The 12,019-nt window shown below is 58.1% G+C and carries 8 protein-coding genes; all 8 read right to left on the bottom strand.

Annotated features, from left to right (window positions below; translation table 11 throughout):
* Positions 1 to 171 precede the first annotated feature (171 nt).
* Positions 172 to 3,351, bottom strand: a complete 3,180-nt coding sequence (locus IRZ31_RS16270; RefSeq protein WP_297155517.1) for a glycosyltransferase family 39 protein — start codon at positions 3,349 to 3,351, stop codon at positions 172 to 174.
* Positions 3,352 to 3,596: 245 nt separating this feature from the next.
* The gene (locus IRZ31_RS16265; protein ID WP_297155515.1) at positions 3,597 to 5,021 is read right to left on the bottom strand and encodes a hypothetical protein; all 1,425 of its coding nucleotides are present in this window, start codon (positions 5,019 to 5,021) and stop codon (positions 3,597 to 3,599) included.
* A 45-nt stretch (positions 5,022 to 5,066) separates the two neighbouring features.
* Positions 5,067 to 6,395 (bottom strand): efflux RND transporter periplasmic adaptor subunit, encoded by a 1,329-nt coding sequence (locus IRZ31_RS16260; protein ID WP_297155513.1) that lies wholly within the window; start codon positions 6,393 to 6,395, stop codon positions 5,067 to 5,069.
* A 3-nt stretch (positions 6,396 to 6,398) separates the two neighbouring features.
* Complete coding sequence (locus IRZ31_RS16255; protein ID WP_297155511.1) at positions 6,399 to 7,352, bottom strand: lysylphosphatidylglycerol synthase domain-containing protein; 954 nt, start codon at positions 7,350 to 7,352, stop codon at positions 6,399 to 6,401.
* Between the two features lie 280 nt (positions 7,353 to 7,632).
* The gene (locus tag IRZ31_RS16250) at positions 7,633 to 8,658 is read right to left on the bottom strand and encodes an NAD-dependent epimerase/dehydratase family protein (RefSeq protein ID WP_297155509.1); all 1,026 of its coding nucleotides are present in this window, start codon (positions 8,656 to 8,658) and stop codon (positions 7,633 to 7,635) included.
* Positions 8,659 to 8,806: 148 nt separating this feature from the next.
* Positions 8,807 to 9,601 carry a class I SAM-dependent methyltransferase gene (locus IRZ31_RS16245; RefSeq protein WP_297155507.1) on the bottom strand — a complete coding sequence of 265 codons (795 nt, stop codon included), beginning with the start codon at positions 9,599 to 9,601 and terminating at the stop codon, positions 8,807 to 8,809.
* Positions 9,598 to 10,896: a glycosyltransferase gene (locus IRZ31_RS16240; protein ID WP_297155504.1), complete on the bottom strand. Its 1,299-nt coding sequence runs from the start codon at positions 10,894 to 10,896 to the stop codon at positions 9,598 to 9,600. Before IRZ31_RS16240 ends, IRZ31_RS16245 begins: the two co-directional genes overlap by 4 nt.
* 85 nt (positions 10,897 to 10,981) lie before the next feature.
* Positions 10,982 to 11,968, bottom strand: coding sequence for a glycosyltransferase family 2 protein (locus IRZ31_RS16235; RefSeq protein ID WP_297155502.1), 987 nt, complete (start codon positions 11,966 to 11,968; stop codon positions 10,982 to 10,984).
* Positions 11,969 to 12,019: the final 51 nt, after the last annotated feature.

Genomic DNA, 12,019 nt, shown 5'->3' with positions numbered 1-12,019 from the left:
GGGCTGGCTCCCACGAGCAGGGGTGGATGGGGAAACTGCTCCCAGAGCGGGGCGCAGCTCACAATATAGCCAGCCGCGGTCATGATTACCCAGAGCACAATCACAATCCATACAATAGTTCGCAATAGCCTGTATAGCTTCTTTCGCATAGAATTAGACCCTCCGAAATAGCTAACCGCCACGTAGATAAAGAGCCGATGCATACCCCTCAAAGACCAGGCGTACATCGGGCGGAAAGATAAAGCGCTTTCTGACAGCAGACTCATATGGCCCGCCATCTGAGACAATCCAGACCCGCGGGTGCTCAGCCAGCACCGCTGCGAAATCCTCTTGGTTGAGAAGCGCCTCCGCCGCAGAGGCGGTTTCGATGATATGCCCCCGCTGCTCCATGAGATAGAGGGCACGATCGATGGAGAAAAAGTAATCGACCCGCCCCACATAATAGCGTACACAGTTGGCAGGAGCTACCGCAATTACCACGTCCCCTCGGCGTAGGTGCTGCCGTAGATAGGCTCCAACGACATCGTAGTCGGCATAGTGACGGTGATAGGGCAGGCCCAGCAGCCGGCTCAGGAACAGATTGCTTGTGTTCATCGCTATCAACGGCGCAATCAAGAGGAGGGCACATAGCAGGCCCGAGCTTCCTATCAGGAACAGGCGCTGCACCTCTGTTACGCACTTCCAGCTCCGGTCAGACGGCCCAGAGCTTGTCTTTATCAAGGTCATCGTTAGCCTGCCAAGAGCTTGCATTAGCTCGCTCGCTCCGTAGGCGCTCAGCAGGTAATAGCAAGGCAGCAATGGATAGAGGTAGCGATCAGCCTGAAGCGTGAAGCCATAGATCAACGTTAGCCAGGAAACTAGCAAAAACAAGAGGCAGTAGCAAGCACGTGGCTCTTTTCTACGAACGGCCTGGAGGCCACCTAGCGCCATGCTCACGGAACTGAGGAGGAGCCAGGGCGTCCGTCCGCTTGTGGCAGGCGAAAACAGTATTTCTGCATAGAAGATGACGTTGTCCAAGGTGAAATGGACGAGGGGACGCTGCGAAGCATCTGTTCCGAGCACAGGCGGATGGCTACCATGAGCTAGCAGGAGCTGGAAGCCGATACCGACTCCACAGAGCAGGCCAGCTCGTTGCCAGGAAGGCGAGCGACAAAGGGCTGCCAGGCTGAGCTGGGTCCGGTCTCTGCAGCAGAGAGTACAAAGCAGCAGCGCAGGCAGTATGATAAAGGTCTCCTCATGGCTCAGATAAGTTGCCAACAGACTGAGTGCCGCGACGTAGATGAGGCGAGAGCGCGCCTGACGCTGTAGGCAGCCATGAAAGAGCAACAAGGTCAAGAGAGTAAGAAGCTGTGCTTGCTGGTACATACGCATCTGGCGTGACCAGACCCAGGCCAGTGGTGAGCAGGCCAGCATGGCTGTGGCGAGCAATGACACGCGGCGGGAGAAGAAGTAACAGCCTGCCAGGTAGAGCAAAGGCAGGCAGAGAAGGTATTCGCCAACGCTGATTGCACGCGTTATCTCTGGGTGATCGCCGAAGAGCAGACTCCAGGCGGCCAGCAGATAAGAATAGAGTTCAGCCTTAGTGTAGAGAAAACCCGAGGGGAAGAGTGGCCAGCCGGTGGCCAAAATGCCATGTGCGGCATAGTAGCTAGAAAGCTCATCCTGCCAGTAAGGCTCATAAGAGAGCTGGTAGCTTGACAGGGGCACGGCCACGACCATGAGCGGGAGGATGGTCACCCAGAAGCACCAGGATCGCCAGGAGGAGCGGGCGATCGACTGGCAACACAGCGACAACCGTCGACCCCATCTTTGCAGGCGGCTCCTCCCTTCTGAGCCAACAGCAATACTCACTCCTTCGCCGGACTTACTGGGACTGTTCTCTCTCGCCTGCCAAGCACCTGTCTGGAGGCCAACCTGAGATCTATGAGTGTCCCACCAGATCGCCCAGGCAAGCACAGCGTAGCCCAGGAGGAGGAGTGCGCCCAGAAACCAGAGCCAGGGCCAGGTATATGGCCAGGGGTGTGGAAGCGCTGGGGTACAGGCCAGCGCTATCAATAGTCCCGCCAGCACCAGCGGTGGGAGGACAGCCAGGCTCAATCGTCGCCAAAGCACTTGAGGAGCAGCAGAGCACCCGCTCGCGAGCCACAGGCCCAGCCCAAGCCAGGGTAGCCCAACGCTGACTACCGCCCCACTAAGAACTATCCAGCCTTTGGCAGGTATCGAGAGTAGAGAAGGTGAGGCGACCGAGATGGTGGTCAGGTATGGCAGGAGCAAGGGAGCAGAAGGAATTTCGAGAGGGGCTGAGGGCCAGCGATTCGGCGCCTGTTCGGCGTCTAGCCGTTCACAAGCCTGATGATCGGCCAGACGCCAGGCCGCTGATGGCTCCAGCCACAGAGGCTGATCCCCGCTTTTCTCAATGACGACGTCGGTCAGCACTGCCACCTTCCTGAAGAGCTGCTCCATCTGCCCTTCGGCTGGCGGTACTTGCAGAACTGCATGGATAGTGAGCGTATTGTGTCCAGTATGCAGCCAGGGCGAGATGTCATACGGCGTGACTGGAAGTCCGGCCTGATAGCCTTCGGTAGGAGAAAGCTGTTTGAAAGGCAGAGACTGGACGCCCCCGGCGAGGGTCGCCAGCAACCTTCCATTGAGATAGATACTCGTTCGGGCAGGGCTTCCAAGACGTAACCAGGTTCTGGTTGCCTCCTCTGGTATGTCGAGAAGTCTGGTAAAGCATACATCCGAGCTGCCAGCTCTAAGCCAGAGATGAGGCAGGGGCTGCTGATAGGGACGAGGATCAAACGAGAGGTAAGGTAGAGGGCCGGCTTCTTCTGGCAGAACTCTCGCCTGCTGCCAGTCGGTGGCATCGAAGTCGGGTAGGCTCCAGGCATTGATCGTAACTGCATTACGGCGATGAGCCAGACTGCTTTGAGCGGTGGCCTGCCAGGCCCCTCCCGAGCTATAGCGGTAGGCTCTTACCCCATTCCTGATCTCCAGCAAGGCTTTCAGAGCCGGTAGCTGCAGGTCCGCATTGGCCACGCGCACCGCGATGACGTTCACGCCGATCCGCAGGGCGCGGCGTATATCATAGAGAAAGGCGCGCGAGGAGAACTGGCCGCTAGTGTTGCCCAGCGACACGCCATTGACAGCCAGAGCGAACGTTTGCCGCGCCGCTATCGTCAGAATCGCTCCTTCTGGCCACCTATTGAGCTGTAGAGTGTAACGAAAGTAAGCGACCGGTGCGCTGCTATCAGCCGCTGTGATCCACCGTGCATCTCCCCAACCAGGATCAAAGTCTCCGGGCTGGGGGACCAGAGCAACTTGCCAGGTAAACCAAACTGCTCCTAACATGGCCAGCAATAGTAGGCAGAGAGTGTCAAGGCTGGGAAGGAGCCGGCGACGAGGCCAGCCAGAGAAGCGGAGAGGTCTTTGTCTGGCCGGTGGCTCAGTGCGCGACAACACCATTCGCCCTACCAGTGCACGCCCCAAGTACCAACGCTCGAACATAAAACCCTACGACCATCCCTTCCTTTTGATTTACCCATTTACTAATGGATGACGATACTTATTTGTGCTGTTTCACCGCTCAATACCTTTTAGTGCAAGCCAGAGAGGGCCTCGCGAGCCGTGTTATTGTGATATTCAGGATCAAGCGCGAGCGCCACTAGCAAAGCCTCCCTTCCCTCAGCGGAGCGTCCTAAAGCAATCTCGGCCAGACCCATATAGGTATAGGCAGAGGAACGGAGGTCATTATCGGAGGAGAGCGTCAACCCTATTCTCATCTCAGCCAGGCAGTCTTGATAGTTGCGAAGCTCGTAATCGGCTCGTCCAAGAAGGTAGTGAGCATAGAGACTATCTGGATTGACTTGCGCGAGTCGCCTCAGCCAGGCCTGAGCCATGATCAACCTGTGGTTCCGCTCCAGGGCATCTCCTGAGAGCGCGCTGGAGGGCCAGGCAGCCTCTACCAGCCCTTCCAACGCCTCGCTGAGAGCTGTGGTCAACCACGGCTCAGGAAGGTCTTTCTGCTGCTGCGCATGGGCCAACCAGTGCGGGAAAAGCAGCTGATAGGCACGCAGGTAGGCCCGCTGCTGCAGCAAAGAGTGAGCCGCAGCAAAGCCCACCACCTCCACTTGTTGTGAGCGGGTCTCTAGCCCAAAGAGGGTTTGACCGAGCTGCTCCTCGTAGGCCGCAGAGCCGACAACGGCAGGGGCCAGCCAGTGGATAGTCTCCAGCCATCCGAGAGCCTGCTGATACTCGCCGGCAGCGATAGCCAGGTCTGTTTGCCATGCAGCCAGCAGAGACCAGAGCGGAGCGATGAGAGCCGGCAGCAGGCTTGCTCCTAGCAACAGTGACAAACAGAGCGGACGCCAGGAGAGCGCCAGCACAAGCGACCAGGGTCTGCCCCTGGGGTTGGGTTGTCTGCGGCTTGGTTGTCGGAACCACAGGCTCAGTCCAATTAAAGGCAGAGCAGCCCCTGGACGAAGCTGGTCTACCAGCAAGACGACACGCCAATGGAGTGCTCCCATATCCAACGCAAAAGGAGCTGTCACAGGGAGCCAGTCCCGGGGAAGATTGTAGCCCAAGTGACGCAGGATAAGCTGAGCTTCCAGCTTATGATAAGCCAGCAGATCGCCCTGCTGAGTATCGACAGCAGTAAAGTGCAGCAGGAACAGGCAGAGCGGCAGTAAACAACTGGCACCGGCCAGACGATAGCGCCATAGGTCCTGGTCGGCGAACGGTCTTAAGGTGCACCCCAGACAGACCAAAGCTGCCATAAAAGAGCCTGCCCCAACGCTTGTCAGCGCAGCGCCAACCGTCCCGGGAGCCGCCAATGACCAGGCCGGCACCAGCGGCGTTTGCCAGGGAGAGCAGCCACCCCGCAAAGGGTCCGCCAGCCAGGGCAAGCCACTCGCTCCTAGCATCAAAACGCAGGCCAGCAGCAATCTACCATGAGCAGCTTTCCACTCCCGCCAGGGCCATTGCCTCAGCCATCTCACCAAAGCAGCGATCTTTTGTGTCATTGCGTCTTATCTATCCCTTTCCACGCTAACGTACCTAGCGAGACATCAACCCTTCTCAACGCTTACTACGCACACCTCTTGTCCATTGCGGAGGTCAGCTAGGCCCACCAGGACAACCAGTTCTCCGCTGCGCAGGCCAACATCAATAAAGACCCTGGCAGATGAGCGAGCGATCACATGCACCGAGCGCAGATAAGCCCGCTGCCGCTGTACAACAAAGACAGCTGGAGCCAGATCCAGATCGAGCACCGCCAGGCGTGGCAATCCCAGCATGCTCCCCTTCACCGCAATGCGCACAAAGACACTCATGCCTGGCAAGAGAACCCCGCTTCGGTTATCCAGTACTACCCACACCTCGAAGGTATCTGTCTGCGGATCAGCACGCGGCACAATGGTTAGCACCGTGCCTTTGAGGGTCGGGGTTGGCCCTGCCAGGACAAAGACCTCTGCGGACTGCCCTGCATGGATCAGTCCCAGCGCCTTCAATGGCAGTTTGGCATGAACTACTACCCTGGATTGATCACTGATCGTGAGCAAGGAGGCATTGGCCGAGAAGGACTGGCCGGCCACGATATTAACCGCTGTCACAACGCCACTCAGCGGAGCCAAAAGGCAATTCCCTGCGAGGAAGGAAGAGGAACGAGCCTGCAGGGTTTCATATCTGCTTCTGGCCAGCGCATAGCGCTGACGCGCTTGAGCCACAGCAGTCGAATTGCCACTGGTCATCACTGCTTGCAAGTAACTCTCCGCTGCTGTCAGCTCGTCCCAGGCCAGCTTCAGCTGGAGAGACAACTCAAGCGGATCAAGGCGCAACACAGCCTGACCAGCACGGACAGAGTCGCCCACTTTGACCAGTACGGTATCAACTTTGCCCGCAAAGGGCAGCGAGAGCACAAGCTGCCTTTGGGGATAGACCAGTCCCTCCCCTCCCAGACTCTGATCGTAATCCTGACTTTGAGCCTGATAAAGCACCACTGCTGGTACAGGCGAGCGCAGGGAGAACAAGAGGCCAAGTAAGAGTAAGACGAACAGGCCGCCGCTCATGAGAACCAATCGTAAGCGACGACTAGCTCGACGCCGCCAGGCGCCTGGCAGAACCCGCAAGCGTAGGGTCGGAACTAGCCAGGGCGGTGTCTTCGACGACTCACTAGCATCCAAGGTCGGCAAAGATTGCGGAACGAAGGCCCGTCGTGGCGCCAGAGCAGCGTTCACCTCAGCTCTAGCATGCTCGTCAGTTGTCGCCTCCGCTGCCGATCTCGGAAGGAGAGGCAGAATCAGGGTGGCATCCTCATCGTCGAAGTAAAAACGTACCTGAGACGAAGGCTCTCCGACGCCGGGCTTAAACTGGCGCCGCTTAGCAGGCTGCTGGGTCATTGCTCACTTTCCCTCCCTTCTTTGCAAGACATAGGCCAGCCAGCCACCCAACGCCAGCAGCACCCCTTGAGCATCCACACAGGCCGCCAGGAACAGGGCTTTGCTCACGGGTACGTGATAAAGAGCCAGGATAGCGACCAGAGTTCCTTCACGTATCCCAAGACCATTGAATAAAGCAAGTGGAAGCGCTGCGGCAAGCGCCACCAGCGGAATGGCGACAAGATAACAAGGCAACGGCAGATGGATATCGAGAGCCAGACCATAGCCATAGTAGTTCAGCGCAGCCATGATCCAGAAACAGAGGCTGAAGCCCAACGGAGACAAGAAAGAGGACGGCCTGGACGTCAGCGTTGTCAGAGCAGCCCGCACAGCAGCCACCCCCTTGCCACATCGAGAGCAAGACAAACCGCCCGCTTTAGCGCGCCAGGCAGGCCATTGCCACTTGCTGGTCAGCCTGGTGATTACCAACAGACAAGCCAGAGCGAGCGTGACCATCAGGCTGGCAGCAACAGCCACAGCCGCCAAAGGAGCAGGCAGGAGCTGCCTCCAGACACAGAGCGCTCCTCCCAGCAGCAGACTCAGGGCCAGCAAACCCAGCAAACGGGCCAGGGCTAGAGTGGCTGCTGCCAGCGGATAGGAGCCAAGCACTCGACCCGAGTAGAGTGTTTTGACAGCATCGCTCCCTATCCCCAGCGGTAGACAGTGACTGAAAGCGAGACCTATCAGGTAGAGCCGGATCAGCTCCGCCAGATCCAGGCGCCTGCCCTGAGCAAGCAATAAGGCGCGCCACTGGTACGCGCTGATGACCACGCAGAGTAGCCCGCTCGACCCTCCCAGAAGCAGACAGGCACAGCTCACCTGGCCGCGAGCAAGGCCCGTCCACCTCACAGGGATTGCGAGAATCTTCCAGGCTAGCAAACAGATAGCAGCTAGAGAGATGGCGCCCAAGACCTGCATTCCCAATACCCGCCAAGCAGGTCTCCTCCAAAGGACAGCCCCCGCAAAGCAAGCGCTCTTTCCAGCCATCTCGCCCTGGGAGAGCTGTCCTGCAGACGGAGCAGCGACAGAGGAAGAATCTGCAGCGCCAGCGTGCTCAGCAGGAGAAGGCAGAAGAGACTCCTTCTCCAGGGCCAGGGAACATAGCCTGATACGTCCCAACCTCCTCGCAGGTGAGGACTGTGGCGACATAGACGCCACAGCCCCCACCTCTTTACGTGAGGCTAGAACAGGAGATGATTTATCTATCATCGCCTCTCTCCTCCAGCAGCTGGCTGATCGAGCCATAAGGCCAGCCAAGGTAAGGGCGAGAGGTCAGGCTGCGAGTGTAAGAGATCACATAGTCTAGCTCGCGTTGCAATCCTTCGCGTAGCCCTACCCGTGGAGAGAAGCCCAAGACATAGTTGGCTTGTGAAATGTCTGCGAAGGTATTACGGGCCTCGCCCCGCTGCTCATCGAGAAACTTCACTGGCAGAGGCATGCCACTCATCTCCTCCAGCAGGCCGAGGACCTCACGAATGCTGACCTGAGCGCCCCCCGCGATATTAAAGGTCAGGCCCACTGCTGCCGGGACAGTCGCCGCCAGCAAATTTGCCTCTACCACATCATCCACATAGGTCACATCTCGTCTCTGTAGACCATCGCCGTAAACAAGAGCTGGCTGCTGGTTGATCAGCGCAGAGCAGAAGCGGTAGAAGGCCATGTCAGGCCGCTGACGAGGGCCATAGACTGTAAAGTAGCGGAGAATGACCACCGGCAGACCACAGTTACGGTGATAGAGCATACACAACTGCTCGGTGGCAACCTTGGTCACCCCATAGGGCGAGACGGGCCGCAACGGAGCTGCTTCGTTCACCGGCAAGCAGGCCGCCTCGCCGTAGACCGATGAAGAGGAGGCACAGACGAAACGTCGCACATTCCCTGCGCGGACGGCAGCCTCCAGCAAGCGTTGGGTAGCCAGCACATTGGCATCAATATAGCGTACAAATTCATTACCCCACCCCTGGCGCACGCCAGCCTGAGCAGCGAGATGAAACACCCAGTCCACACCATCAAGGAGCGCAACCAGGGGCAGCCGGAGCAGGTCGCCCTCGATAAAGTCAAAACGATTGGATGCAGAGATCCCTTCGATATTCCGCTCCTTGATTTGACGCGGATAGCCATCGGTAAAAGCATCAATACCACAGACCTCATGTCCTTCAGCCAGCAGGCGTTCTGCTAGATGGGACCCAATAAAGCCAGCCACACCTGTAATAAGGCAACGCATCTTTTCACCTCCACTACATAGCTTTGCTCTGGAGAATGAGCAGGGAACAATCGGCAGAACAACATTTAACATCATTGAATCCATGAAGAGAATTACCCGTAATCATCCTCAAACACATATCGATCGTCTAGCGTTTATCGTCTCAATATCAGCACCTCACCGCCAGTAAAGCCAACTCGCTTCCAGTTCGCCGAATGCAGCGAGAAGAGAGGCGAATCAGGGGAAGAAAGAGCGGGCCAAACAGAGCGAAGCAGGGACCACGCAATCGGCAGCTAGCGCATAACCCTGCTAGCAGCCAGGCGCAGAGAGACCAGCAGTACATAAGATTGAGAGGATCGCGCGAGTCGTTCCTCACTACACGGAAGCCACTGGCTTCGAGCAGCGCATAGATTTCAGAGAGTGCATAGCCAGGGCGTACATGACCATCTTCCTGTTCGGCAGCAGGAAGCACCTTCCGACGTGCAGAGGGGACCTGCAGCACCAGGAGACCCCCAGGGCGCAGCACAGCGGCGATCTGCCGGAGCAAAGCGAGGTCATCAACAATATGTTCCAGCACTGCCAGGCAACAGACTCCATCGAATGACCCCAGCTCTAGCTCCGTCAGCCGGCAGACATCAGCCGCCAGAAAGCGCGCCTGATGCAAACCAGCACGAGTCGCCACGGCGGCAGCGCGTTCTACGCGCCTGGCATCACGCTCGATCCCGACCACCCTGGCGCCACAGGCAGCCAGACGCAGTGTCAGATCGCCGATGCCACAACCGACATCCAGCCAGCGCTCTCCTCGCACGCTATAGCCACGCAGCACCGAGCGCAGCAGATCGAGACGGATCGTCTTCCCCAGCGGCGGCTCCAGCAGAGTCAGGTAGAGATGCAGCAACCAACGGGGTAGCCGCAACTCTTCCGCCGCCGCCTCCGCAAAAAGATCGCGCAAATAGCGCTTCATCTAGGGGACCTCCTCATCTCCGCAGCGACTACGTCAGCATAGAGGCGCTGTTGCTGCCTTACAAAGGCGGGCCAGCTCCAGCGTCGGGCCGCGAAACGCTTGGCAGCGCAGGCCAGAGCACGTGCGTATGTCGAATTCTCCAGGAGGAGAAGCGTACCGGCGGCCAGGCCCTGTGGCGTTGGCGGCACCAGCAGGGCCACCTCGGGATTAAGGACTTGAGTATGAGCCGCAATCGAGGTTGCCAGCACGGGTTTGCCAGAGTGCAAGTAGCTCGCCAGCTTCAGCGGCATATTTGTCCCCGCGCAACGTGGGCTGACCAGGATGGTGGCCTGCTTCATATACGCAGCCATCTCGGAGGGCGGGCGCTGGCCAAGGAACTCCACACACTCCTCGATTCCGAGGCGACAGCAGAGGGCCTGCAAAGCTACGACCTGATCCCGCCGTCCACCAATGATCTGGTAACGGACGGTAGGGCAGCGTTGTCGTACCATGACAGCGCTCTCCAGCAGCAGCTCGATCCCCTGGTAGCGCTCCAGGGTGCCAGTGTAGAGCAGCAAGGGTTCCATCCCCTGCGAGGCAGGCCAGGAATCAGGCCGATCCACGGCAATCCTGGCTTTCCTCTGCACCAGAGTGAGAGCAGCCAGCTCGCTCGACTCAGTTGCTATTGCAGCTGCAGCAGGCGGCTGCTGGCAAGTTTCTCCCCCGCCATCCTCGGCGGCTGGCAGCAGCGCCTCTGATAAGGCCACGTTCTCTATGACATAGGTCTTGCCGCGAGCACCCATCTGCCAGGCTTCCCGCTCCAGAGCCGGGCAAATTGCCACCACTGCATCAGCATGGCGGAGTATCCAGACTTGCAGACGATGCAGCCCTCGGAGCAGCCAGCGCTGGTGCTCATGGCCCAGACAAGCAGCCTGCTGAGCAAGATGAGAATGCATATAATAGACATGTCGACAGCGGAAGAGAGCCGCGAGCAAGACGCCAAAGGCCCCGGCCTCTTCATGCGTACAGAGGCAGTCATAGCGCTGGCAACAAAGCCGCCAGCAGGCCCAAAGAAAGAGCAGCAGATCAAAGAGCAGCTTTGCGGGAGAGGGACCAACGGGTACCTCGCGGACGAAGGGCAGGCCAGGAACGCGCCAGATGCGCACCCCGGCAAATGCTACTGGCTCGCCAAGGGGATAGGTCACCAGGTCCGCTTGATAGCCCAACTCGCTCAGAGCGCGTAGCTGGGCATAAACACTGAACGGCACTCCGCGGGGGACAAAGAAGGGTTGAGGAGCAATTACCAATATTTTCATCTCGTGCTACCTACTTCTTCCCTCAAACAACGTTTCCACAAGCATTAGATGGAGAAGATTCTCAGCGATCAAGACATTCTAGGCTCTACCAACATTCACAGCGTTCTGCGCCCGAGACGAGGCAGCGTACAATATAAGGTCGCTTGTTTTGAGACTCGTAGTAGGTGCGCATCAGCATCTCTGCTAACACACCGAGCTGGAGCGAGAGGAGACTGAAGCAGCAACAGCCAGCCATGCCTAAGAGCACAGGCCCAGGCCGGGAGCCTACTCGTGGTCTGTCAGTGAGCAAGGAAAGAACCAGGGCAAGCGGCAGAAAGGCCACGCCTAGAGCGAGCGTCAGCAGCCCTGGCAGGCCCAATAGCTGCTGAGGACGAGTAGCAAAGCTCCTATAGAACTTCAAGATCAAGAGATCGAGAAGTACTCTCAGGGTCCGATCCAGGCCATAGTGTGAGCGCCCGGCATGGCGCGGATGGTGAGTCACTTCGACCTCAGCAATGCGTGCACCAGCCAGAGCTGCATAGGCTGCTAGCAAGCGATGCATCTCTCCATAAAGGGGAACATGGGCAAAGACCGCGCGTCGATAGACCTTCAGCGTGCAACCGAGATCATGGATGGCAATACCAGCGATTCTGGCGATGAGGGCATTGGCCAGACGAGAGAACAGGCAGCGCAGCCAACCGTCTCCCCGCCGCCTTCGCCGCCAGCCACTGACCAGATCATACCCCTCCTCTAGCCTGGCTAGCAGCCGCGGGATATCCGCCGGATCGTTCTGCAGATCGGCATCGAGCAGGACCAGCACCTCGCCACTGCTGTGAGCCACTCCAGCTGCCAGGGCAGCCGTCTGACCAAAATTGCGGCTTAACCCCACCACCTTCACATGGAGGTCAGTCGCCGCCAATTGTTCTAGCAGGGAAAAACTACCGTCACTACTACCATCATCGACGTAAACAACCTCATACTCAACATTCACACTGGACATGACATCGCTTACTCTCTGATGTAAAAGCGCCAGGTTCTCTAGCTCATTGTGCACAGGAATAACCACGGATAAAGAGTTAGCTTGTTTAGCCATGTTTATATCATACAACCTTCCTGTTTTGATTTCCCCGTGCATATGTTTCAA

Origin of the sequence: Thermogemmatispora sp. (assembly GCF_019683635.1) — a bacterium.
Taxonomy (GTDB): domain Bacteria; phylum Chloroflexota; class Ktedonobacteria; order Ktedonobacterales; family Ktedonobacteraceae; genus Thermogemmatispora.
Note: the sequence above shows the minus strand (reverse complement) of the source record. Positions and strands in the feature narration are given on the sequence as shown.

What these genes read in the sequence shown, in the direction of transcription:
- IRZ31_RS16235 (WP_297155502.1), bottom strand. Translation starts at nt 11,968, where the DNA reads ATGGCTAAACAAGCTAACTCTTTATCCGTGGTTATTCCTGTGCACAAT.
- IRZ31_RS16270 (WP_297155517.1), bottom strand. Translation starts at nt 3,351, where the DNA reads ATGTTAGGAGCAGTTTGGTTTACCTGGCAAGTTGCTCTGGTCCCCCAG.
- IRZ31_RS16255 (WP_297155511.1), bottom strand. Translation starts at nt 7,352, where the DNA reads ATGCAGGTCTTGGGCGCCATCTCTCTAGCTGCTATCTGTTTGCTAGCC.
- IRZ31_RS16245 (WP_297155507.1), bottom strand. Translation starts at nt 9,601, where the DNA reads ATGAAGCGCTATTTGCGCGATCTTTTTGCGGAGGCGGCGGCGGAAGAG.
- IRZ31_RS16265 (WP_297155515.1), bottom strand. Translation starts at nt 5,021, where the DNA reads ATGACACAAAAGATCGCTGCTTTGGTGAGATGGCTGAGGCAATGGCCC.
- IRZ31_RS16250 (WP_297155509.1), bottom strand. Translation starts at nt 8,658, where the DNA reads ATGCGTTGCCTTATTACAGGTGTGGCTGGCTTTATTGGGTCCCATCTA.
- IRZ31_RS16260 (WP_297155513.1), bottom strand. Translation starts at nt 6,395, where the DNA reads ATGACCCAGCAGCCTGCTAAGCGGCGCCAGTTTAAGCCCGGCGTCGGA.
- IRZ31_RS16240 (WP_297155504.1), bottom strand. Translation starts at nt 10,896, where the DNA reads ATGAAAATATTGGTAATTGCTCCTCAACCCTTCTTTGTCCCCCGCGGA.